20 protein-coding genes are annotated in these 22,370 nt (G+C 58.9%); 10 read left to right on the top strand and 10 right to left on the bottom strand.

The window, feature by feature from the left end; translation table 11 throughout:
• Window positions 1–43: 43 nt before the first annotated feature.
• The 4 genes from AC3WJW_RS20145 to AC3WJW_RS20130 all read right to left on the bottom strand — a co-directional run bounded on the left by AC3WJW_RS20145 (window position 44) and on the right by AC3WJW_RS20130 (window position 5,308).
• Window positions 44–835 carry an enoyl-CoA hydratase/isomerase family protein gene (locus tag AC3WJW_RS20145; RefSeq protein ID WP_493727117.1) on the bottom strand — a complete coding sequence of 264 codons (792 nt, stop codon included), beginning with the start codon at window positions 833–835 and terminating at the stop codon, window positions 44–46.
• 96 nt (window positions 836–931) lie between these two features.
• The gene (locus tag AC3WJW_RS20140; RefSeq protein ID WP_493727116.1) at window positions 932–1,318 is read right to left on the bottom strand and encodes a tautomerase family protein; all 387 of its coding nucleotides are present in this window, start codon (window positions 1,316–1,318) and stop codon (window positions 932–934) included.
• A gap of 47 nt (window positions 1,319–1,365) precedes the next feature.
• A complete protein-coding gene (locus AC3WJW_RS20135; RefSeq protein WP_493727115.1) occupies window positions 1,366–2,823 on the bottom strand; it encodes a coniferyl aldehyde dehydrogenase in 1,458 nt (485 codons plus the stop codon).
• Between the two features lie 109 nt (window positions 2,824–2,932).
• Entirely contained in the window at window positions 2,933–5,308 is a 2,376-nt protein-coding gene (locus tag AC3WJW_RS20130) for a crotonase/enoyl-CoA hydratase family protein (protein ID WP_493727114.1), read from the bottom strand.
• 138 nt (window positions 5,309–5,446) lie between these two features.
• Here AC3WJW_RS20130 and AC3WJW_RS20125 point away from each other — a divergent pair, with 138 nt between their 5' ends.
• Window positions 5,447–6,364 (top strand): LysR substrate-binding domain-containing protein, encoded by a 918-nt coding sequence (locus tag AC3WJW_RS20125; RefSeq protein WP_493727113.1) that lies wholly within the window; start codon window positions 5,447–5,449, stop codon window positions 6,362–6,364.
• Window positions 6,365–6,407: 43 nt separating this feature from the next.
• Here the strand turns inward: AC3WJW_RS20125 and AC3WJW_RS20120 are convergent, their stop codons facing one another.
• The gene (locus AC3WJW_RS20120) at window positions 6,408–7,367 is read right to left on the bottom strand and encodes an AraC family transcriptional regulator (RefSeq protein WP_458373101.1); all 960 of its coding nucleotides are present in this window, start codon (window positions 7,365–7,367) and stop codon (window positions 6,408–6,410) included.
• A gap of 177 nt (window positions 7,368–7,544) precedes the next feature.
• Here AC3WJW_RS20120 and AC3WJW_RS20115 point away from each other — a divergent pair, with 177 nt between their 5' ends.
• Both AC3WJW_RS20115 and AC3WJW_RS20110 read left to right on the top strand, forming a co-directional pair.
• A complete protein-coding gene (locus AC3WJW_RS20115; protein WP_493727112.1) occupies window positions 7,545–9,131 on the top strand; it encodes a GMC family oxidoreductase in 1,587 nt (528 codons plus the stop codon).
• Window positions 9,132–9,278: 147 nt separating this feature from the next.
• Window positions 9,279–9,938 (top strand): MarC family protein, encoded by a 660-nt coding sequence (locus tag AC3WJW_RS20110; protein ID WP_493727111.1) that lies wholly within the window; start codon window positions 9,279–9,281, stop codon window positions 9,936–9,938.
• A gap of 256 nt (window positions 9,939–10,194) precedes the next feature.
• On the opposite strand, the gene AC3WJW_RS20105 is transcribed toward AC3WJW_RS20110, so the two are convergent.
• From AC3WJW_RS20105 to AC3WJW_RS20095, 3 genes are all read right to left on the bottom strand, one after another.
• Entirely contained in the window at window positions 10,195–11,907 is a 1,713-nt protein-coding gene (locus AC3WJW_RS20105) for an arylsulfatase (protein WP_493727110.1), read from the bottom strand.
• A 282-nt stretch (window positions 11,908–12,189) separates the two neighbouring features.
• The gene (locus AC3WJW_RS20100; protein ID WP_493727109.1) at window positions 12,190–12,636 is read right to left on the bottom strand and encodes a hypothetical protein; all 447 of its coding nucleotides are present in this window, start codon (window positions 12,634–12,636) and stop codon (window positions 12,190–12,192) included.
• A 164-nt stretch (window positions 12,637–12,800) separates the two neighbouring features.
• Window positions 12,801–13,760 (bottom strand): LysR family transcriptional regulator, encoded by a 960-nt coding sequence (locus AC3WJW_RS20095; RefSeq protein ID WP_493727108.1) that lies wholly within the window; start codon window positions 13,758–13,760, stop codon window positions 12,801–12,803.
• 153 nt (window positions 13,761–13,913) lie between these two features.
• Between AC3WJW_RS20095 and AC3WJW_RS20090 the strand changes: the two genes are divergently transcribed.
• From AC3WJW_RS20090 to AC3WJW_RS20060, 7 genes are all read left to right on the top strand, one after another.
• Window positions 13,914–15,950, top strand: a complete 2,037-nt coding sequence (locus tag AC3WJW_RS20090) for an alkyl/aryl-sulfatase (protein ID WP_493727107.1) — start codon at window positions 13,914–13,916, stop codon at window positions 15,948–15,950.
• 239 nt (window positions 15,951–16,189) lie between these two features.
• Complete coding sequence (locus AC3WJW_RS20085) at window positions 16,190–17,458, top strand: OmpP1/FadL family transporter (protein ID WP_493727106.1); 1,269 nt, start codon at window positions 16,190–16,192, stop codon at window positions 17,456–17,458.
• A gap of 47 nt (window positions 17,459–17,505) precedes the next feature.
• The gene (locus AC3WJW_RS20080; RefSeq protein ID WP_493727105.1) at window positions 17,506–18,183 is read left to right on the top strand and encodes a DUF3313 domain-containing protein; all 678 of its coding nucleotides are present in this window, start codon (window positions 17,506–17,508) and stop codon (window positions 18,181–18,183) included.
• 65 nt (window positions 18,184–18,248) lie between these two features.
• Window positions 18,249–18,677 (top strand): hypothetical protein, encoded by a 429-nt coding sequence (locus AC3WJW_RS20075; RefSeq protein WP_493727104.1) that lies wholly within the window; start codon window positions 18,249–18,251, stop codon window positions 18,675–18,677.
• 14 nt (window positions 18,678–18,691) lie between these two features.
• Window positions 18,692–19,150 carry a glycine zipper 2TM domain-containing protein gene (locus AC3WJW_RS20070; RefSeq protein ID WP_007976931.1) on the top strand — a complete coding sequence of 153 codons (459 nt, stop codon included), beginning with the start codon at window positions 18,692–18,694 and terminating at the stop codon, window positions 19,148–19,150.
• 402 nt (window positions 19,151–19,552) lie between these two features.
• Complete coding sequence (locus AC3WJW_RS20065; protein WP_493727103.1) at window positions 19,553–20,335, top strand: PaaX family transcriptional regulator C-terminal domain-containing protein; 783 nt, start codon at window positions 19,553–19,555, stop codon at window positions 20,333–20,335.
• 57 nt (window positions 20,336–20,392) lie between these two features.
• Window positions 20,393–21,382, top strand: a complete 990-nt coding sequence (locus AC3WJW_RS20060) for a fatty acid desaturase family protein (RefSeq protein ID WP_493727102.1) — start codon at window positions 20,393–20,395, stop codon at window positions 21,380–21,382.
• 25 nt (window positions 21,383–21,407) lie between these two features.
• On the opposite strand, the gene AC3WJW_RS20055 is transcribed toward AC3WJW_RS20060, so the two are convergent.
• Window positions 21,408–21,983, bottom strand: a complete 576-nt coding sequence (locus AC3WJW_RS20055) for a hypothetical protein (RefSeq protein WP_493727101.1) — start codon at window positions 21,981–21,983, stop codon at window positions 21,408–21,410.
• A gap of 183 nt (window positions 21,984–22,166) precedes the next feature.
• A partial coding sequence (locus AC3WJW_RS20050; RefSeq protein WP_493727100.1) for a hypothetical protein occupies window positions 22,167–22,370 on the bottom strand: 204 nt, incomplete at its 5' end.

Below are 22,370 nucleotides of genomic sequence, written 5' to 3'. Positions count from 1 at the left end.
GCAGCAACAAGGGGGTGACCGGGAGTGGCCACCCCTCATAAGGTCAATTCCCCGTAAATACCGGCTTGCGCTTTTCGAAGAAGGCGCGCGCACCTTCAGCCTGATCCTTGCTCGCCGCGCAGTGCAGGAAAGCCTTGCGCTCTACACGCAGTCCTTCGTCCAGTGTCCTCTCGTCGGCGCCTACGATACAGCGCAGTACACCGTCCACGGCCAGTGGCGCCTTCTCAGCCAGTTCCTGCGCCAGTGCCATCGCTGCTGTCTTGAGTTCGGCGACTGGATGAACGGAACGCACCAGCCCCATGCGCAAGGCCTCGTGACCGTCAATCCTGCGGGCACGCAGCACCATATCGAGCGCGTTGTCACGACCAATGCAGCGAGTCAGGCGCACCGAACCGCCCCATGCCGGCACGGTTCCCAGATCCATCTCGGGCAGACCTATCTGCGTGCCAGTATCGGCGGCAAGACGGAAATGGCAGGCCAGGGGCAATTCGAGCCCACCGCCCAGGCAGTAGCCGAACATAGTGGCAACCGACGGCTTGCCCAGGGACTCGATGCGCGCCAGAACACGCAGGCGCTGGTCGAGCACGGTGTCCCAACCACCGCGGGCTGGAACCTCGCGCATCGCCTCCTTGAGGTCCATGCCGACGGAGAAATTGGCCTCGCCTTCACCCGTGAAAAGCAGGGCACGTACACTTGAATCGGTGGCGGCCTCTTCAACCGCTGCTTCCAGAGCGTCGATGAAAGCGAAGCTCATTCGGTTGATCGGTGCGTCATTGATGCTGATGGACATAACGGCGCCGTGACGCGTGATCAACAGGGGGTTTTCGTTGGACATGATGAGTGCTTCCTTTTTTGTAAGGGGCGCCTACGACGGTCGCAAAATTATCGGCCGTCAAAAAATGCGCAAATGTTTTCGTCTCAGCAAAGCGTGTCAGGCCACTTCAGGGGGCTGTTCCGGCTCCGGAAAAATATGACCGCCTTCCATGGCCCATGAAGCGGGAATGTCGACCACTGCCACGACCACTGCATTCGCATCGGCCCCGGTGACTGCCATGTAAACGTCGGTGATTGCGCGCAGGATGGCGTGGCGCGTCGCCTGTGATCTTCCTGCACGTATCTGGCCGCGGATTATCGCGGGGGTCGCAACTTGGCCGGCGGTGAATGCGCTTCCCGCTTCAAGCTCCTTGAACAGCACGTGCACGTAGCTGGCCGGCGCGCCAGTCTCCCTGGTGTGAATGGATGTGATGGACTCGGCCAGCGATTGGCGTTGACGCTCGCTGAGCGTTCCCTTGACGGTCTGGCATTCATAGAGGGGCATGGAAAACTCCATTGAAGACGTTATGGAACAGTCAGGTACGCAGGGCTTCAGCCCTTCAACTTGATGATCAGTTCGATCAGCTTGTTGGGCTTGAGCGGTCCTTTGTCGTAGGGCGGCAGCATCATCCTGGTGGCGGCGAAGAAGCCCTGACGATAGACGGGGCGCATTTTGGAAAAGGTCTGAAAGCCTTCGTAACCGTGGTAATGGCCCATACCGCTGGCGCCGACGCCGCCGAAGGGCATGTCGTGCTGAGACACGTGCAGCAGCGCGGTGTTGATGCATACGCCGCCCGACATGATGTGGGTCACGTAGTAGTCCTGCAGGGCGCGGTCCCTGGTGAAGGGATACAGTGCCAGGGGCCTGTCGTGCTTGTTGACGTAACCAGCCACTTCTTCGCGAGTGGTGTAGGTCTTGACCGGCAGCAGCGGGCCGAAGATCTCGCGCTGCATGATGACCATGTCGTCGCTGACGTCGAACACCAGGGTCAGCGGGAACTTGCGCAGGGTCTTGTCTGGCGTCTGGTCGGGGAAAAGATTGACCACCCGCGCGCCCTTGGCCACAGCGTCATCCAGCGTGGCCTGCATGCGGTCATAGGCGCGCTGGTCGATCATGGACGTGTAATCGGCATGATTGATATCGGGGTAGCGCTCGGCTATTACCCGCTGGGCTTCGCGCTCGAAGTCCGCCTCGGAGCCGGCGGGAATGAAGACATAGTCAACGTTGGTGCAGATCTGGCCCGCGTTGAAGGCCTTGCTCCACATGATGCGATCGACGGCCAGGGTCATCGGGAAATCCGGTGCGACCACGGCGGGTGATTTTCCGCCCAACTCCAGCGTCACCGGGGTCAGGTTGCGCGCAGCATTCGCCATCACGGCGCGTCCGGTCTGACCCGAGCCCGTGAAGAAGAGATGGTCGAAGGAGATCGAGGAAAAAGCCGGGCCCACCGAGCCATTGGCGCCGCTGTCTTCGAAGAACTGAAGCTGTTGCGGCGGGAAGTATTTCGGTGAGATGGACATCAGAAGACGCGTCAGATTGTTCGAGTTTTCCGACATCTTGACCATCGCCCGGTTGCCGGCGGCGAAGATGGCGGAGAGTGGCCCGAACGACAGCAGCAGCGGAAAGTTCCAGGGTACGATCACGCCGACCACACCCAGCGGCTGGGGAATGACACGGTTGCTGGAGGTGGGGTAGACCATCAGATCGATGTGGCGCTTCTGCGGTTTCATCCACTTCTTCAAGTGCTTGATGGTGGACTTGATATCTCCCAGCACGACGAAAAACTCGGCGAACAGTGTCTCGAAGGTGGAGCGGTTGCCGTAGTCCCGGTTGATCGCTTCGATCAGTGCCTGGCGGTTGTCTTTCAGCATCCGCGCCAACTTCTTGAGGTCTTCCACGCGCTGGGCATGGCTGCGCTCGGGCGTGGCGAGGTAGGCGGAGCGTTGGTGCTCGAAGCAGGATTGCATGGCGGGGGGAACGATGGGCTGGGCAATATTCAGGGCACTCATGCCGAGGTCCTTGTGTAGTGATTGAAAGGCGGCAAATGGGTTTGGCTACGCTTGTCGCGTAGCCGCTCCCCCTTCTATTGCAAAGGATTCAATGCCTCAGGTGTGGCGCTCACGCGTCCTTGAAGTTCGGCGCTCGTTTTTCCAGGAAGGCCGCAGCACCTTCCTTGAAGTCTTCTGCGCCGGTCAACCGGGCGACTTCACTGAGCAGTGTTGCAAGCGCCGCCTCGGGGCCTTTTTCACGGGCCAGGCGCACCGACGCAAGCGCTGCTTTAACACCGGACGGTGAGTTCTGCGCAATCAGCCGTGCGAACTCGAAAGCGCGCGTCATCAGTTGGTTCTGCGGTACGACTTCTTGCACCAGCCCCATACGGCAAGCGGACTGAGCATCGAACTCCTCCGCCGTCAGGATGTAGCGAAGCGCGTTACCGAGACCGATTTTTGCCGGCAAGAACACGGTGGCACCCCCGAACGGGAACAACCCGACTGCCACCTCGCGTTGAATGAACGTGACATCTTGCGCGGCGATAACAATGTCCGCCGCTGCCGCCAGCTCCACCCCCAGGTTCATGCACTTGCCATGAACAGCGAGAACCACCGGTTTGCTCCGGCGGCGAACGGCCGGGTCGATTTCGAGCATATCCACCAGCGATGGATCGCCGATACGCAACTCTCCCCGTGCGGCGAGAGGCGCAGTGCTGACGATGTCCATGCCCGAAGTGAAGACCAGGCCATTGGCATGCAACACCGCACAACGCAGGCTTGGATCGTCTTCGTAGATCGCCATGGCCTTGGCCAGGCCGATGAACATGTCGCGGTCAAAGGCATTCATCTTGCGCGGACGGTCCAGGCAGATCGACAGCACATTACCGTGGCGTGTCACTACGACCCGATCCTCAAGACGGTCGCCGGACGCGGCATGGGTTTCGCGTTTTTCACGCTCACGCAGTACCAGGATCCGCCGCAGGATTTTCCCTGCCGGGTTTTTCGGAATGGCGTCGATGAACTCGATATCGCGCAGTTTCTTGTAGGGGGTTACACGCTGTGCGACGAAGTCGATCAGTTCGGCTTCTGTCACAGGTGAGCGCAGCACAACGAAGGCTTTGGGCACCTCACCGGATTCGGTATCAGGACTGGGCACGACGCCGGCATCGGCCACCGCGGGGTGCATCAACAACACACTTTCGAGTTCGACCGGGCTGATCTGGAAGCCTTTGAACTTGATGAACTCCTTGGCGCGGTCGATGATTCGCAGATTGCCGTGCTCATCGATCCGGCCTACATCTCCGGTTCGCAACCAGCCCTGCGCATCAATCGTTTCGGCGGTTGCCGCCGGATTGTTGAAGTAGCCGAGCATCACATTGGGACCACGTATCAGCAGCTCGCCATCCGTACCTGGCGCCACGTCCTGGTTGCCACCGATTTCCACGACCCGCACCTCAATGCCGTGCATCACCCGGCCGACCGAACCTTCGGCCTCTTTGGGCATACCTGGCTCGGAAACAGCGCCGGTGGTGGTGGATTCGGTAAGGCCCCAGCCGTTGAGCACCGGTACTTTCAATCGATCGGCGGCGCTCTTCAGCAGGTCGGCACTGATGGGCGAGGCACCGGAAATGGCCAGCCGCAGGCTCGACAGGTCGAAGTGATCGACCAATGGATGCTTGGCAAACTGCAACACAACGGGTGCAACGACCGGAGCGACAGTGATCTTGTAATCCTGAATCACGCGCAAAGTCACTTCCAGGTCGAGAGCGGGCAGCACGATCAAGCGCGCTCCTTGAGAAAGTGCCGAGCCTATGAAGCTGGTCTGTCCATAGATATGGAAGAACGGCAGTGCCGCCAGGATGGTGTCGGACCTGCGGAAAACCTCGGCGGCGGTCACCTGCTCGGTCGCCGCGACGTAGTTGCGATTGCTGAGCATCACCGCCTTGGGGAAGCCGCTGGTACCACTGGAGAACATCAGGGCCAACAGGTCTTTTTGCAGATCACGGCAGCGCTCTTCAGCCAGAGGCTTGCCCTCCAGCAACGAGGAAAACGGCGTGAGGCCCGCGGACTCACCCAGCACGAAAATGTCTTTCAGCGGCAACGTGATCAAGGTGTCGCGTAGCCTTTCGAAGACTTGCGGGGTGACGATCACACGCGTGGCCCCCACCAGCTTGAGGAGTTCTCGCACGTCCTCTGGTGAGGACATGGGATTGAGTGTGGAATACACGCCGCCGGCGAAGGCTATACCGTACAGAGCCACCGGGAACCAGATGCTGTTCGGCGCGATGATGGCGGTGACCTCCCCTGGCTCCAGACCGCGCTCGATCAGGTTGCCGGCCAGTACACGCACATGCCGGGACAGTTCGGCATAGGTCAGTTGTTCACCGCTCAGCCCGTCGATCAGCGCCGGGTTGTCTGCGTAGCGTTGGATTCGCTCCAGGAATAGCCCGGCGAAGGACCCGACAGGCACTTCCAATGGCCTTTGCAACAGAAATGAATTCATGTTCTTACCCCGCTCGTGGTATTGGTCGTGGCGTGTTCCGGGGCGCATAGGTGCGCCTCGGATCATCGATCTCGTGAACAACAGTACGAGCGGGGTCGTGAGCTCGACAAACGACATTGGTTTTACTTGGATGACAAAATGTCACGCGAAAAGAAGATCCTCATCCCTGCGGAAAGCGTGCGACAACTACCCGCGCTCAATGCTTTTGAAGCCGCTGCGCGGCTGGGCTCCTTTCAAGAGGCCGCGACGTTCCTGCACCTGACGCCTTCGGCAATCAGTCACCAGGTACGAAGGCTGGAAGGCGTATTGGGTGTGGCGCTTTTTGTTCGACGCAATCGGCAAATCGAATTGACCGAAAGCGGTCGCAAGCTGCAGCTGCACGTCAGCCGCGGGCTGGCCGAGATCTCTATCGGGCTTCAGGCGGTCAAACAAGCCAGTGACACCAGCCCTTTACGCATCAGTGTGGCGCCCAGTTTCGCGGCGACCTACCTGAGTGCGGGCATGGCGCAGTTCGAACGTGAGAACCCGGATATCACCGTGCATATGGAGTTTTCATCCAGAGTGGCCGATCTGGAAGCCCGCGAGCTGGACATCGCCATTCGCCACACCACGCAAACCCGATTCAACGTATTTTCGGAAAAACTGGCGGATGTCTCCGGTGCGCCTGTCTGTGCACCGCAAATAGCGGCAAGACTTGTTGCCGGGGAGCGCATCGAAAGTATCCCTCGCATTGCGCTAGCCCAGGCGCCTGGCGTCTGGACACTTTGGAATCAAGCCGCCGGACGCATGGATATCCCGCCACAGCGTGAGCTACTTTTTGAAAGTCTGAGTGATGGCCTGCAGGCGGCCATTGACGGTCACGGATTGATGATGGCTCCGCTGGGGCTTATCGAAAAGCACCTGAAGAATGGCCAATTGGTCCTGCCTTTCAAGGAGAAGCTGGAGCGAGTGTCGGCTTACCGCTTGCTGTGTCTCAATGGCAATGAAATGTCTCCCAAAGTCTTGCGGCTGCGGCGCTGGCTAAAGGCTGTGATTCGCAATAGCGGTGACGGTTAAGATTTCTCCAGCCAGCAGGATCCGCGCGAAGATCGATAAAGCTTCATTCGAACAACTGACGGCGCCTGGCTCCCGGCGACATGGAGAACCAGCGCTGGCAAGCGCGATTGAACACGCTCTGTTCGCTATAGCCGAGCAGACCGGCAACCTGGGACATCGGCATGTGCCGCTCCGCCAGATAGTGGTCGGCACGGTCACGCCGCAGGCTCTCGACTATTTCATCGAAGCTTCGCCCCTGCTCCGCCAGCCTTCGCTGCAACATGCGCACGTGCATGCCCAGTTGCTCGGCAATCAATGGCAAACGGCAACGCTGGATCGGCATCATGCGCAGGACCAGGCGCTCGACCTGACTGACAACATCCGACGTCGCTTGCAAGTCGAACTGCTGGAAATACTGCTCCAGTGCGCGATGCAGGTAGGGGGCCTGCTGTTCAATCCGCTGATTGAGTTGTTCGTCACGAAGTACCAGGGCGTTGCAGGATTGACCGGTGCACACCGCGGTTTTGAAATAGCGCCGGTACCGTGCTTGAGCCACTGAGTGATTGGCGGAAAACAGAACGGCCTGGGCAACGAAGTTGTCGCCATACAGTAACTTCATACCGTTATGCGCCACCCCCATTGCCAGCTCCACCATTTGCCGTCGCGGGGTCGGTCCGGACAGGCGGATGTCGATCAACAGGCGCGGCGCGTGGTTCTCGCTGAGGTCCAGATCAAGCTGGATGCCCGGGCTGTGGTAGCCGATAAAACGGATGATTTGCTCCAACGCCTCCCCCGCCGTTGCGCACGTTCGAGCGATGACCGCAATCGGCCCCAGGACGTGCAAGTCCTGGTACTCGGCCATGCGCAGGCCAAAATCAGGGCAATCGAGCTCTCGGGCGGCAAACTCCAGCAGCCCGACCAGCGAGCGCAACGGTACCCGTGCTTCCTCGTCCATCAACACGTCCGGATGGATGCGGAAGCGCTCGAGCATGAGGTCGGCTTGCCCGCCGAGCTGGCTTGCCACCTCACGGAATCCGGTCAACGAGCTTGATCTGATCAATGTAGTCATGTCGTCAAAGATCAAATAATTGGCATGAGAGGTCAATAATTTTCTAACGCCTTCAGCCAACAATCGGTCCCAGGTAACTCTGTTGCTTCCTGGTGAAGCAGCCCCTGTTCGCTCGCTCGGGATCATTGTGTGATGGAATTCGACTACGTAATCATTGGTGCCGGTTCAGCCGGCTGTGTCCTGGCCAACCGCTTGAGTGCAAATCCCGATATCACGGTATGTTTGCTGGAGGCCGGTCCGGAAGACCGCTCGCCATTGATCCATGCCCCGGTGGGCGTCGCGGCGATCCTGCCGAGCCGACACGTCAATTGGGCATTTCACACAGTACCGCAGCCCGGCTTGAACGGCCGTCGCGGCTACCAGCCACGCGGCAAGGTATTGGGCGGAAGCAGTTCGATCAACGGCATGGTGTACATCCGTGGCCACCACAGTGACTTCGACGATTGGCTGGCGCTGGGCAATCCCGGCTGGTCCTTCGCCGATGTACTGCCGTACTTTCGCAAGAGTGAAATGAGCCACCGCGGCGCATGCGACTACCACGGGGCGCAAGGCGAACTCTATGTCGGCAGGAACCCGATGCATCCCGTCACGCAAGCTTTCATCGAGGCGGGGCAGATGGCCGGACACCGCCACAATCCCGATTTCAATGGCGTCGACCAGGAAGGCGTTGGCCAATTCGATGTGACGATCCGCGACGGTCGGCGCTGGAGCACGGCCACCGCGTTCCTCAAACCGGTTCGACACATCCGCAAGAACCTCACAGTGCTGACTTCGGCCGCGGCCGAACGCATTGTGCTCGAAGGCAAAAAAGCCGTCGGTGTCGAGCTGCGCCTCAAGGGCAATCGCCAGACCATCAAAGCGCGCCGGGAAGTCCTGCTGAGTGCCGGTTGTTTCGGCAGCCCACAATTGCTGATGCTCTCGGGGATTGGCCCGCAAGAGGAACTCAAGCCCCAAGGCATCGCGGTGCAGCACGAACTGCCCGGTGTCGGGCAAAACCTGCAGGACCATCCGGATGTCGTGCTCAGCTACAGGAGTCAGGATACGTCATTGATGGGTGTCTCACTGCGCGGCAGTGTGAAGATGGGCAAGGCATTGATCGACTATGCCCGTCATCGGCGCGGCCCTTTTGTGAGCAACTTCGCCGAAGGTGGCGGCTTCCTGAAAACCGATGCCAAACTTGCACGCCCGGATATCCAGCTGCATTCGGTGATCGCGATGATCGACGACCACAACCGCAAGCTGCACTGGGGTCACGGCTTCAGTTGCCACGTCTGCGTGTTACGGCCCAAGAGCACCGGCAGCGTCGGCCTGCAATCAAACGACCCGAGCGCCCCGCCGCGCATCGACCCGAACATTCTCGGGCATGACGACGATGTCGAGACCCTGCTCACGGGCTACCGCATGACCCGGAACATCATTCAACAAGCGCCGATGGCGCGTTATGGCTTGAAGGATATGTTCAGCGAGGGCTTGTATGGCGATGAACAGCTGATCGAACTGTTGCGTCAGCGTACCGACACCATTTATCACCCGGTCGGTACCTGCAAGATGGGCAACGACGAGCATGCGGTGGTGGACAGCCAATTGCGCGTGCATGGCATCGAGGGGCTGCGAGTGGTGGATGCCTCGATCATGCCGACGCTGGTGGGCGGCAACACCAACGCCGCTTCAATCATGATCGCCGAACGCGCGGCGGACTGGGTGTCCGCCAGCAGGTGATCGTGCTGTCGAATCGACCTTCGGCGTTGCTGCCGGAGGTCAGCGGTTTCGCTACACAGGTTCCGAACAGTGCGGCAGTGGTTTGAGGTGATTTGTTCCTGATCAGCTAAGGTAACTGGGTCAACCACCCGTTTGGGCAGATCAGCAATGAACTCATACCTCACCCTGTTCTTCGGTATGTTCACTACTCTGCTGGCAATCATCAACCCACTGGAGGCCATTCCGGTATTCCTGGGTCTGCTGCAGGGCAAAGACTCTGTCGAACAGCGCCGCGTTGCACGCAAAGCCTGTCTTTACGCATTGCTGTTGATGTTTTTCTTTTTGATTTTCGGCAACCTGCTGCTGCGTTTGTTTGAAGTTCCGCTGAGTATGATTCGGGTGGTCGGCGGGGTGATCCTGATGCGGATCGGGTTCGAGCTTTTTGCGCCATCGCCCGACAGCAGCCTGATTCCAAGCGGTGGCAAAGGCGACGAGGACGTATCTTTCATCCCCATGGCCATGCCGATCATGTTCGGCCCCGGCGCCATTGCCACGGTGATTGGCCTGACCAGCACTATCAAGGACTCCGACCGCGCCGTGCTGTCCTTCGCCGTCGTGGCGCTGGCGATCTGCGCCACCATGCTGGTCACTTACCTCTCTTTGGCCTACGCCAACACCATCCTCAAGAAGATTGGCCCGCAAGGCATCGATGCCGCGACCCGCATCGTCGGTTTCTTCGTTTCGGCGATGGGCGTGGGGCTGATCTTTCACGGGACGGTGGAGTTTCTGCAGTCCTATGGGGTGCTACTCAACGGTGTAGCAAAGTAGAACTGCAAAGCGCTCATGCAAAAAAAACGGGCGCCTGTTTGGGTAATGCCGATCAGTTAAGGGATTAACCAGCACTGATTGACCTGTGGCGAGGGAGCTTGCTCCCGCTGGGCAGCGAAGCAGCCCTAACAATTGGGCCTGCTGCGCAGTCCAGCGGGAGCAAGCTCCCTCGCCACAGGTTGAGGGTCTCGGCTTAACTGATCGGTATTAGCCTGTTTGGGCGCCCTTTTTTTATGGCAGCTCACCAGCCACGAGGTTAATCGTGTCCGTTATGACCACTCTGCCGCATGGCTTTGAGGATGCCGTCCAGGTTGTAGGTTTCCGGCGCCTGCATGGGCGGGAAGTCCTTGTACGACATCAGCTCCTTCTCCCAGAGCAACTGTCCGATCGGCAGCATGTTCCAGTTGTAGATATAGGCGTTACCCGCTGAGCCCAAGGCACCGGCATAGCCCGAGATGGACTTGGCGTCGGCACCAACGGTTGTTTCAAAGGGGTCGCGCTTGAGGTTCAGCAGTTGGGTCCAGTGGAAAGTGGTCGCGCCATACAACCCGCCCGTCGCGGTATCCGGCACTATGGTGTAGTACATCTTCCAGTTCTTGTAGCGCACCGCCGAAGGTTGTGACCCGGTGTAATAGAAGAAGGTGTCGCGCGCCGACTTGTCGGACTTGCCGGTCAGGTAGTCCGTCTGATCCACGCCATCGAGCTTGGTCTTGACGATGCCGGGGTAATTGCCCGCCATGATCTGCTCGTTCAGCTCATTGCCCTTCTTGCCGCCAGCGATACTGACCAGTGTCGGCACCCAGTCGAGGGAGGCGAAGATGTCGGTCAGGACCGTGCCAGGCTTGATCACCCCAGGCCAGCGGATGACCAGCGGCGCACGCATGCCACCTTCCCAGGTGGTCAGCTTGCCGCCCTTGAACGGGGTCGTGCCGCCGTCGGGGAAGGTAATGGTTTCCGCACCGTTGTCGGTGGTGAAGACGACTATGGTGTTGTCCAGTTGGCCCATGTCCTCGAGTTTCTTCAGGACATAACCAATATTGTCGTCCAGTTGCTTCATGCCTGCTTCGTTGGTGCCCCAGTCTTTTCCGCCGGGCTCACCGACCATGGCGTCATACTTGGGTGGCAGCACCGTGGTGATGTGCATGCGTGCCGGGTTGTACCAGACGAAGAAGGGCTTGCTGGTCTTCTTCGGATCGTTGCGGTCGAGGAAGTCGATGACCTTGGCAGAGATTTCTTCATCCACGGACTTCGAGCGTTCCAGCGTCAGCGGCCCTTCGTCCTTGCACGTGGTGTTCTTCTGCGTACCGTCGCTGGAGACGCAGGACATGACCGGACGGGGTGGCGTCAGGCAGGTACCTTCCCGCGGATCGATGGCGCCAGGTACATCCGGCAGCCCGTTGATCGGTGTGGTCTTGCAGGGTGGGGCGATGCCCTGCACCTGCGGCGTCTTGTTGATATCGACAAAGCTCACGCCCTGCATCGCATCGAGGTGATAGAGGTAACCCCAGAACTCCTGGAAGCCGTGGGAAGTCGGCAGTGCCTCAAAATTGTCACCGAGGTGGTTCTTGCCAAATTCGCCTGTGTTATAGCCCAGATCCAGCAGGAACTTGGACAGCGCAGGTGTGCCAGGACGCAGCCATGACGGGCTGCCGGGCAATTGCGGTGGGATCATGCCGGTTCGCAGCGGGTGCATCCCGGTAAAAAAAGCATTGCGCCCCGCCGTACAACTCTGCTCGGCGTAGTAGGTCATGAATTTCGCGCCTTCCTGGGCGATGCGATCGATATTCGGCGTTTCACCCACCGCCAGGCCCTGGTGATAGATGCTCGGCTGCATCCAGCCGATGTCATCGGCCATGATGAACATGATGTTGGGTTTCTTGTCGGCCGCTTGAGTCACTGTCGACAGGCTGGCGGTACCGGCAAGACTGCTTAACGCCAGTCCCGTCAGTACAAGTTTTCTCAGTTTCATGAACTTGATCCTCTTCCAGTTGATTCACATAACTACCCATCTCGGATACGTCGTGCTCTCATCTCTCAAGGCTCAAAAACTGCAACTGCCCCATCCTTAATGCTGACGGTCATCCGTCACGGGTGCGGCTTCCTTAATTATGTTGAGCTTTGACCGCAATGGCATTTGGCTCCAGTCCTATGCATACCCAGTATTCAGCCCTACCACTAACCGGATGGTGAGTATAGACGCGCATTTACAAGGAGCCGGCCGCAAAGCCGCCCCTCAAAGGATCACATCATTTCATCGCTTTGCCTGCGCGACATCGCCGCAGAAAATATCGGCGCTGCCATCTTCGGGTGATGTACGCACGACGATGGAATATTGTCCGGAAAGCAACTCTGACGTTGCGATAGGCGCATTACGGTAAAAGCTCCAACCGTTGGACCCGGCTTCATTTTTTGTATTGACCTTATCGTTCATTGCATACGCGACAGGTCCGGGTTGCTGACAGCTGCCTTTGTTGATGAAGGTGTAAATGCGCGGCGGCAGGAGGGTTCCGGTCGGAACGCCAGTGATATAGAAATCAAAATTGGTCTGGTTGCCTTCGGCTGTCAGTGTGGCATTGCCCGTCTGGCCCGCATTGCGGTGGGTGGCCGCCAGAGGCAGATTCATTGAGTGGTTTGAAGCCGTGCTGCAACCGAAGAGACCTGCAATGAGTAGCGCGAGTGGAACGATGCGGGTATTCATAACAACCTCCAAAAGTGGAAGAAGTGCATGGGGGAACATTGGGTATAGCTCATTAATAAATGGGCTGTACCTCAATAAATCCGCATTGGAAAACTTCGCACCTGTCACCCGGCGATCAGGCAAAAAAATAGAAGAAACGCTGACAGTGTCATCTGTCCTTGCTTTCACGCCTCCATGATCTTGACCAACAGACTTTCGCGCTGGCAAACGTCGGCCTCCACTGCCCTCACTTCTTTCATGAACACCTCTACCGCAGGTGGTAGCGAACGTTCCTTGAGATAAATGAAACCGTACCGGGTACGCAGGGCGAGGTCCTGAACGGGTAACGGCGCGATTTCTCCCGCCGACAATTCGCGCTCGAACGTCGACAGATTCCCCAGCGCCAGGGCGTTGCTGTTCTCGACGAACTTCACGATTTGCATGGGCACATCAATTTCGATGGCCGGTACGAAGTCTCCGGTCAGCGCATCATAGGCACCGGCGCAGCCCAGCGTTGCCGGAAGCAAGTGGGTCGCCAACCGCAAGGGGATGCGCGAAGCCACCCAGGGGTAATCGAGTGTTTGTGCCAGCGTCAGGGAACGGTCTTGCGCAAGCAGCGGATGGTCCGGGCGGCAGAACAGGCGGCCTTCATGCTCCCCCAACAGCTCGCAGGTGAGTTCTTCCCGGCCTTGCAAGGTGCTGATTTCAGCGATGCCCAGATCCACCACGCCGGTTGTGACCTGATGAGCCACCTCCCGCCACCCGGCCACATGGGCCGTCACCTTGATCTGCGGATGCCGGGCATGCATCCGCGCGATGCTGGCATAGCCGCTGATGATGCTGGGGTAAGGGCCTAGAGCGACTTTCAGTGCACCGATATCCCCGCCCGCGAGCAAGGCAATGTCACGCCGCAGATCCTGTTCTGCCACCAGCAGGCGCTGACTTTTCTCCCTGAGCAAATGACCAAATGCAGTCAGTACAACGCCGTCGGTGCGTCGATCGAACAGCGTGACCCCGAGTTCGCGCTCCAGCAACTGGATGCTTTTACTCAGCGCCGGCTGGGAAACACCCAGTGCCTTCGCGGCGCGGCCAAAGTGTGCGTGCTCGATCAATGCCAAAAACTGACGTAGACGGTTCGGCGTCATCTCATAACCTTTATGTTATCGAAAGCCTTTGAAACGGAATTTTTCGGAATTAATTCAATATGCTATTCATGGTCCGACGGGTCAAGTCGAGAACGCAGAACACTTGCGTTGACTTGACGCCCTTGGACATCCATCTGGCGCAGGAACCTTTTCATGTACAACAAGACCCTCCATCTGGCACTGGCGATCACACTTGGCGGTGGCATCAGCCCTTGCGTTTTCGCTGCCGATGCAAACGGCGCAGCTTCCGATCCGGCTCCATCGCAAAACGTGCACTTCGACAGCAAGGGCAAGGCGCCTTCGTCCTACACGGTCGACATGCAGAACACTGTGCGCAAGACACTCCCCTTTGCAGACAAGCGCGACCTTGAAGAAGCGAAAAAAGGCTTCATCGCCGCACCGCCCTACAAGAAGATCATGGCCGACGCCGGGAACGTCGCGTGGAACATGGGGAGCTACAACTTCCTGAATGAAGGCAAGGATTACGACAGCATCAATCCGTCGCTGCAGCGTCAGGCGGTGCTCAACACGGCCTATGGCCTCTATGAAGTCGTTCCGGACAAGATTTACCAGGTGCGCGGGTTTGACCTGGCCAATATCACCTTCATCAAGGGCGACACCGGCTGGATTGTCTTCGACACGCTGCTGTCGAAGGAGACCGCCAGGGCCGCCCTGGACTTCATCAACGAAAAACTGGGCAAGCGCCCGGTCGTGGCGGTGGTGATCTCCCACTCCCATGCCGATCACTTTGGCGGAATCCGCGGCGTGGTCGACGAGGCCGATGTGCGCAGCGGCAAGATCCCGCTGATTGCGCCGCAAGGCTTCATGGAGCATGCCGTGGCTGAAAACGTCTACGCCGGCAACGCCATGAACCGGCGGGCGTTCTTTCAATATGGTTTGCTGTTGCCGCACAGCCCCTATGGTCATGTCGACATGGCCATTGGTAAAAACGCTTCCAGTGGCAACATGGGGCTGATCGAGCCCAACCGTTACATTGCCAAGGATTTCGAAACCCTGACCATCGACGGTATCGAAATGGAGTTCCAGAGCACGCCCGGCACTGAAGCGCCGGCGGAGATGAATACCTGGTTCCCACAGTTCAAGGCGTTCTGGGCCGCCGAAAACATCACTGGCACCATCCATAACATCTATACCCTGCGCGGCGCCCTTGTCCGCGACCCGCTGGTCTGGTCGAAGAACATCAACAATGCCCTGTATCGCTACGGTCAAACGGCAGACGTCATGTTCGCCTCCCACAGTTGGCCACGCTGGGGCAATGAGCGGATTCAGGATGTGATGCGCGCGCAACGCGATGCCTATGCCAACCTGAACAACGCCGTGCTGCATGCCGCCAACCAGGGCGTCACCATCAACGAGATTCAAAACGTCTACAAATTGCCCGAAAGCCTGAAAAACAAATGGGCGACCCATAGCTACCACGGCTCGGAAGAGCACAACAGTCGCGCCGTGATCAACCGTTACCTGGGCTACTGGGATGCCAATCCGGCGACGCTGATGCCGTTGTCGCCGAAGGATTCGGCACCCTTGTATGTGGAAATGATGGGCGGCGCCGACAAGATCATGGCCAAGGGTCAATCCTTGTTCGATCAGGGCAAGTACCGCGAAGCCTATGAAATCCTCAACAAGCTGGTGTATGCCGAACCGCAGAACAGCAAGGCCAAGGACTTGCTCGCGGATGTCTATGAGCAAGTCGGTTATCAGAAGGAAAGTGCCGGCGTGCGCAACAGTTTCCTCTCGGCCGCGTATGAACTGCGCCATGGCATGCCCAAGGGCCTGCCGCCAAAAACCGGCGGCCCCGACATGATCCGCGGTATGAGCACAGAGTTATGGCTCGAATACCTGGGCATCGCCCTCGATGGCAGCAAAGTCGCCGATCAACACTTCATCTTCAATCTGAAGACGCCCGATAACGGCGAGCAGTTCGTGGTGGAGTTGAGCAACTCGACGTTGACCAGCATCAAGGGACAGCAAGCCAGCAACGCCGACCTCACCATCACCCTTGACCGTGCTGATCTGGAAGGCGTGATGGCCCGCAAGACCGGATTCGAGCAACTCGTCGCAACCGGCAAGGCCACCTTCGAAGGCAACCGCAAACCATTCGAAGTGTTGATGGCGGCGATCACCCCGTTTACCCCGAGCTTTGAACTACTGCCAGGCACCCAGCAGTAATCAACAACGGCGCGCGCTTCATCCTGCCTCGGGGTGAAGCGCTTTGGCGTTCTACTTCGCGATCCTGAATAAACAATAACGAGCGTGGATGGCGCTATTCATAAGTTGTTCCTTCCAATATCGAGAATATGAACTACCACTTATGTGTGACCCCACCAGGCCGTTTGATCGTAATTCAGGTTTTCGACGTTCGTTAATTCACCCTTATTCGAAAATGCACATTTGCCGGGATCTGATCCATGCAAACCAGAACAGGTGCACTGCCTGCCTTTACGCTACTTGCCTTGTGCAGCCAGCAAGCACACGCCGGCGGCCTCATGCTCTACGAAATCGGCACCGATAACGCCGGCCTGGCCAACGCCGGCGCCGCCGCCCGGGCCCAGGGCCCTTCCACCATTGCCAGCAATCCGGCGGGCCTGAGTTACTTGCCCGGCACGCAAATCACCGCGGGTTTGCAGGTGCTGTACGGCAACCTCGAGTTCGATCGCGACGAAGACACCAACGTACCGGGCAGCGGCAGCGGCAATGCCCTCGAACCGATCCCCGGCGGCAGCTTCTTCATCAGTCATGAACTGGACGAGCACTGGAGCGTCGGCTTCGGCCAATACGCCGACTTCGGCCTGGCGGTCAATTACGACAACGACTGGTCCGGTCGTTACTTCGCCCAAAACGCCAGCCTTGGTGGTTTGTCGTTGGTGCCCAGTGTGGCTTACCGCTTCAACGAGCAATGGTCGGTGGGCCTCGGCGTCAAGGCCATGTACGGCATGCTGCAGGCCCAGACCGCGATTGACCGCTCGCCGTTCGGCTTTACCGACCGCACGGACGGCCAATTCAAGTACAAGGACCAGGATTGGGGCTTCGGTGCGAATGTCGGCGTCATCTACGCTCCGCAACCCGGCACACGGATTGGCCTGACCTACACCAGCCAGGTCGATCTGGACTTCGAGGACCGGCTGGACGTGAATGGCGATGGCCGGCTGCTCGAGCGCGTCAACAACACCAAGACCGAACTCGACATGAAGGTGCCGCAAACCGTCACCCTGAGTCTGTTCCAGCAACTGGACCGGCAATGGGCCTTGCTCGCCTCGGTCAACTGGCAGGACTGGTCAGAGTTCGGCGACATCGCAGTGCAGGTCGACACCACGGCGCTCGGTGCCCAATCAACCACTGTCGACGCACATTTCAAGGACACCTGGCACCTGTCGCTCGGTGCGCAATACCAGGCTGCCCCGCAATGGTTGTGGAACGTCGGCGTGGCTTACGACAGCAGCGCCGTGTCGGACAGCAACCGCACCGTCACCGTACCGATGGCCGAATCCTGGCGCCTTGCCACAGGAGCCACCTATGCGCTGGACAAGGACACCGACGTCAACGTCAGCTGGGCCATGATCTGGATTGGCGACATGCCGGTGGACCAGACCAGAAACGTTTCGGGCAATCGAATTTCCGGTCAATTCGACAGCGCCTGGATTCAAGCCGTGACCGGAAACATGACCTGGCGCTTTTGAGTGTCTTGCTACACAAAAGCGACTTCATCCGAGGAGCACACAGCATCATGAATCTGTCCCGAAACCTGCTTGTCGGTGCCGCCGTGGCCGGGCTTCTGCTCGGCGGTTGCACCTCCAAAGTCACTGAACAGGCGCAGTACTCCGGCTACCTATCCAGCTACGACAATCTGCAGGAGGTCACCACGCCCAGCGGCGGCACGGCGATGCGCTGGGTGAGCCCGTCGTGGAACCCCAATGCCTATGACACGGTAGCGTTCGAGCGACTGGAACTGTATCCGGCGCCCAAGCCCAATGAGCGGGTGAACCAGCAGACACTCGATGACATCCGGGACTACATGTCCAGCAGGATCAAGGCGACGCTGGGGCAGAAATACCGAATGGTCCACCACACGAGTGCCGCGCCAAAAGGTTCGAAAACCTTGATCCTGCGCGCCGCAATTACCGGCGTGAGCGCCTCCAACGAAGGCATGAAATGGTATGAAGTGGTGCCCGTCGCCGCTGTCGTCGGGGCGACACAGGCGGCCACCGGTCACCGCGACCAGGACACCGAGCTGTATATCGAGGCCGAGCTCGTCGACGCGAGAGACAACCAGACCGTGGCCAGGGTCGTGCGCAAGGTGTTCGGCAAGCAGCTGTCCAACGAAACCCAGAAAATCACCGCCCAGGACTTCAAGGCGGCGATCGACAAGTTGAACGTCGATCTCTGGGCATTCATCCGCAGTTGAACCCCTGATTCAACCGCCAACCGATGTGGGCGGTTGAATCGCTTCCCGGTAGAGGAATAGCTGACATGGCTTCCCATGCATTGCTTCGACTCACAAATCTGCACAGACCTTTAATTGTCGCGGCGCTCATCGCCAGCGCGCTTGCGTTAAGCGCTTGCGCAACGGTGGATGCCCAGACGACCGCCTATGTCGGGGTCGAGCACCCTGCCCCGACCCTGCCCAGCGAAGTCCAGATACTACGCACGGAACCGACGCGACCCAGTGTGCGTTTGGGTGAAATCCTGATCGATGCCAGTGTCGACCCGGCGCCCCCCATTACCCAGGTCGAACAGAAGCTGCGTGAAGAAGGCGCCAAACTGGGTGCCGACGCGGTGGTGGTGGTTTACGACCGGATACAACCCGTCGCAGCTTACGTGACGGGGCCTCTGTGGAACCGCGACATCGATACGATCCAGGGCCGCAAGCTCAAAGGCATTGCCATCAAGTACCAATGACGAGGTGTACAGCAATGAAAGCAATCCTGTCCTGGCTGACGGTCACGTTGGCGACTGTCTTGATCAGTGCCTGTTCCGCCGTGGGGTCGAACGATGGCGGTGCCGGTGAAATGGAGATTCGCTCGGGCAAGATCGAGCAGATATCGCTGACGCAGATGCAGACCAATCACGACAGTGGCGTCGGCGCCGTCCTCGGAGGCCTTGGCGGCCTCGGTATCGGCAGCCTGATCGGCAGTGGCACCGGGCGCGACGTCGCCATGGTCGCCGGCGCACTCGCCGGGGCGGTGGGCGGCAATTACGCAGAGAAGAAAAAGTATGACCAGCCGGTAGCGGCGCAGCAGGTCATCGTGCGGGTGAAAAGTGGCGTGCTGGTATCGGTCACCCAGCCGATCAATCCGGCCCTGAGCAAAGGCATGAACGTTTACATCGAAGGCTCGGGGAATAATGCCCGGGTACTGCCACAGGGCGGGTAGTGTCCACGCCTGGAGCGGTAAACCGCCGTTGATCAGGCAGCCCAAGGTATCTTCGCTGGCAAGCCAGCTCCTACAGAGAACGCGTATTCACCCTCGTTTTGTGAGCGACGCAAAACCCGGTGGGAGCCGGCTCGCCGGCGAAGGCGTTTTCCAGGCCGGTGCATGACGCGAGGCCGTCTTCGCTGGCAAGCCAGCTCCCACAGAGAACGCGGATTCACCCTCGTTTTGTGAGCGACGCAAAACCCTGTGGGAGCCGGCTTGCCGGCGAAGGCGTTTTCCAGGCCGGTGCATGACATAAGGCCGCCACCCTAATCATTACAACAAAAATGAATTAACTTACTATTGTGTAATATTACACATCGCGATAGATTTATTCATAACCTGTAATGACCTGGAAAGACAATGAAACCTTGCGTAAAAAGCCTGGTGCTCGAACTGCTGGTCGCTAAAAACGGCATTCCCTTGCAGGTCAGGGAAGCCATCGTCGCCTGCGAGCTATTCGGCATCAGTGAAAACAACGTCCGGGTCACCTTGGCGCGCCTCACTATCGAAGCATTGCTGGAAGGTGCGGGCCGAGGAAGTTATCAGCTGGGGCCGCAGGCCAGGGACATCTCGGCGCAGCTGTTCGAGTGGCGCAACGTGGAACAGCATCTGCGGCCGTGGGACGGCAGTTATCTGATGGTGGCGTGCAACGCCCTGGGGCGCAGCGATCGCAACATCTTGCGCCAGCGTGAACGGGCCCTGCACATGCTGGGTTTCGCGGAGCTGGACAAAGACCTGTACGTGCGCCCGAACAATATCTCGCCTGATATCGAGTCTTTGCGTCGACGTTTGATCGAACTCGGCCTGGAACCGGCCGCACTGGTTTTCCAGGCCCAGGGCTTTGAAGAGGCGCAGACGCAGCGAATACAAAACCTGTGGAAGGGTGAGTTGCTCGACGACAGCTACCGCCGCTATTGCGAGCAATTGGAAAGCTGGACGCAGCGCGCCGGGCAACTGAAGCCGGACATGGCCGCACGCGAATCTTTCATCCTCGGCCGCGAAGGCATCCGCCAGATTGTCTTCGATCCCCTGCTACCGGAACCTATGGTCGATGTGGCGCTGCGCACGGAGTTCTTTGCCTGCACCCAGCGTTTCGTGGATCGCGGCCACCAGATCTGGCGCACCTTTCTGCAACAGCCCTGAAGACTCAACTGACTCATCACCCGGGCCGGTACCTGGCCCTTGATGTCGAGGATAGACATGCATAACAAAACCAAAATCAGCGATATTCTCAGCCGCGACGAAATCAAATCCTTCAGCGAACGCTCAGACCTCTGGGGTGCCTGGGCGGTGGTGTCTACCTGGGGCGTGTTGGCCTTGACCTTTACAAGCCTGGCCTGGGCCCGCGAACTCTTGCCCTGGTGGGGATTCAGTCTCGCCCTGATCGTGAGTGTCGTGATTATTGCCGGACGCCAGTTGTGCCTTGGCATTTTGCAGCACGACGCCGCGCACGGGACGTTGTTCAAGAGCAAATGGTGCAATGACGTGCTGGTCGATTGGTTGTGCGCCCGGCCGATCTGGAACGAGCTGCGCAAATATCGTCCCTATCACCTGACTCATCACGCCAAGACCTCTTGCGTCGACGATCCCGATCTCTGCCTGGTTGCCGGATTGCCTACGACGCGACGCTCCTTGATGCGCAAGTGCCTGCGTGATCTTTCAGGCATTACCGGCCTCAAGTTCCTGGCGGGACGCGTGCTGATGGATGCCGGCGTGCTGCAGTGGTCGCTCACCAGCGATATCCGCCGCCTGCCGCAGGCAGGTCGCCGCTGGTGGGACTACCCACGGACCTTTTTCAGAAACGCCAGCGGCATGCTGCTCACCAACGGCCTGCTTCTTGCCGCATTCTGGATCAGTGGACAGGCGTGGTTGTACAGCGTGTGGGTGCTGGCCTATGTCACGCCGTTCCCGTTGTTCATCCGCATTCGTTCCATGGCGGAACATGCCTGCCTGGAATCAGGCACGGACGTCCTTCGCAATACGCGAACCACACAGGCCGGGTTGATCGCCCGCGCTTGCGTGGCGCCTATCCGGGTCAATTTTCACATCGAGCACCATCTGATGGCATCGGTGCCGTATTTTCGCCTGCCGAAGTTGCATGCTCTTTTGCGGCAGCGCGGCCTCGTGCCGCCACCGCCCACTTACTGGCAGGTGCTCAAGCGTGTGAGCCAGCGAACTCACACCGTCTGATGGATGAATACTGTTCGCCCCGGACTCAAAAGCCGAAGTACACAAATGCCGTAACTGCCGCCATACCCCACGCGAACAACGCCATGACCGTTGAATTTTGCGGGACCCCGGATTCGCTCAATCGCTGCAAACCGGGCTTCGCAACACCGGCCTGTACGTAATAACCCTGCCTGATTGCCCGGTAGGTATACCGCAGGCCGACCAACAGAAACAGGGTGATCAGGCCAAGGGCAAGTCCTCGCCTGAAAGCCGGTTTCGCCAAGGCTGCAAGGTGATCCTGCTCGCAGGCAACGCTATTGAGCTGCACAACGGTAATTCGTTGATAGTCCGTCGAAGAGCGCTTTTGCCCCATCTGGATCGCCGCCTGTTGCTCCAGATCCAGCACCTGATACTTCCAGAGTGTTGACGATCCTTTTCGGCAGAAGGTAAACGCAGCAGGACTTGAGACGGAGATAATGCAAGCGTCGTTGATATCCAGTTTTTCCAGCGTTTCCATGGCTGACCTGGTGAAGTCCAGGTCGAAGACCGAAGCGGCCCCGGTAGCAGAAGCCGCGACCGAAACCAGTAGGCTGCTCAAGATGCAGGTGGCTGAAATGTTCACGGCCAGGTTTCCCCTTTTCCATTTTTCTGATTTCGCAGCTCGTTTTCAGCCTGCTTTGTTGAGCTCCAGTACGCTGCTGGCACCCCGATTCACGATGGGTCATCGAGTGGAAGGAAAAAGGGAGGGCATCCATTGCCCTCCCCTCCGTGGTCCACGCTCCCTGCGACAGTACTGGCCAGGACCTCAAGTGGCCAGAATGAAGTCCGTCTGATCAACGGCCGCGCTGTTGACACCGATAAGCTGAATGCTGTCCGCCCCGATCCCTACCACCGTGTTTGCCCCGTCAGCCGTGATGGTCACGTTGGCAGCGAACGTCGCGCTGTTGATCCCCAGCGCCGTGATATTGAGCAAGTCCTGCCCTGCGGCCGGATTGGCGCCGAAGTTCAG

It is taken from the genome of Pseudomonas sp. GW821-FHT07G06, from assembly GCF_058986625.1.
The sequence above is the reverse complement of the archived record's forward strand: the minus strand, read 5'-3'. Positions and strand labels throughout refer to the sequence as shown.

Excerpts from the sequence above, each read along its gene's own strand:
- AC3WJW_RS20145 (WP_493727117.1), bottom strand. The coding sequence starts at position 835 with ATGTCCAACGAAAACCCCCTGTTGATCACGCGTCACGGCGCCGTTATG.
- AC3WJW_RS20140 (WP_493727116.1), bottom strand. The coding sequence starts at position 1,318 with ATGCCCCTCTATGAATGCCAGACCGTCAAGGGAACGCTCAGCGAGCGT.
- AC3WJW_RS20135 (WP_493727115.1), bottom strand. The coding sequence starts at position 2,823 with ATGAGTGCCCTGAATATTGCCCAGCCCATCGTTCCCCCCGCCATGCAA.
- AC3WJW_RS20130 (WP_493727114.1), bottom strand. The coding sequence starts at position 5,308 with ATGAATTCATTTCTGTTGCAAAGGCCATTGGAAGTGCCTGTCGGGTCC.
- AC3WJW_RS20125 (WP_493727113.1), top strand. The coding sequence starts at position 5,447 with ATGTCACGCGAAAAGAAGATCCTCATCCCTGCGGAAAGCGTGCGACAA.
- AC3WJW_RS20115 (WP_493727112.1), top strand. The coding sequence starts at position 7,545 with ATGGAATTCGACTACGTAATCATTGGTGCCGGTTCAGCCGGCTGTGTC.
- AC3WJW_RS20110 (WP_493727111.1), top strand. The coding sequence starts at position 9,279 with ATGAACTCATACCTCACCCTGTTCTTCGGTATGTTCACTACTCTGCTG.
- AC3WJW_RS20105 (WP_493727110.1), bottom strand. The coding sequence starts at position 11,907 with ATGAAACTGAGAAAACTTGTACTGACGGGACTGGCGTTAAGCAGTCTT.
- AC3WJW_RS20100 (WP_493727109.1), bottom strand. The coding sequence starts at position 12,636 with ATGAATACCCGCATCGTTCCACTCGCGCTACTCATTGCAGGTCTCTTC.
- AC3WJW_RS20095 (WP_493727108.1), bottom strand. The coding sequence starts at position 13,760 with ATGACGCCGAACCGTCTACGTCAGTTTTTGGCATTGATCGAGCACGCA.
- AC3WJW_RS20090 (WP_493727107.1), top strand. The coding sequence starts at position 13,914 with ATGTACAACAAGACCCTCCATCTGGCACTGGCGATCACACTTGGCGGT.
- AC3WJW_RS20085 (WP_493727106.1), top strand. The coding sequence starts at position 16,190 with ATGCAAACCAGAACAGGTGCACTGCCTGCCTTTACGCTACTTGCCTTG.
- AC3WJW_RS20080 (WP_493727105.1), top strand. The coding sequence starts at position 17,506 with ATGAATCTGTCCCGAAACCTGCTTGTCGGTGCCGCCGTGGCCGGGCTT.
- AC3WJW_RS20075 (WP_493727104.1), top strand. The coding sequence starts at position 18,249 with ATGGCTTCCCATGCATTGCTTCGACTCACAAATCTGCACAGACCTTTA.
- AC3WJW_RS20070 (WP_007976931.1), top strand. The coding sequence starts at position 18,692 with ATGAAAGCAATCCTGTCCTGGCTGACGGTCACGTTGGCGACTGTCTTG.
- AC3WJW_RS20065 (WP_493727103.1), top strand. The coding sequence starts at position 19,553 with ATGAAACCTTGCGTAAAAAGCCTGGTGCTCGAACTGCTGGTCGCTAAA.
- AC3WJW_RS20060 (WP_493727102.1), top strand. The coding sequence starts at position 20,393 with ATGCATAACAAAACCAAAATCAGCGATATTCTCAGCCGCGACGAAATC.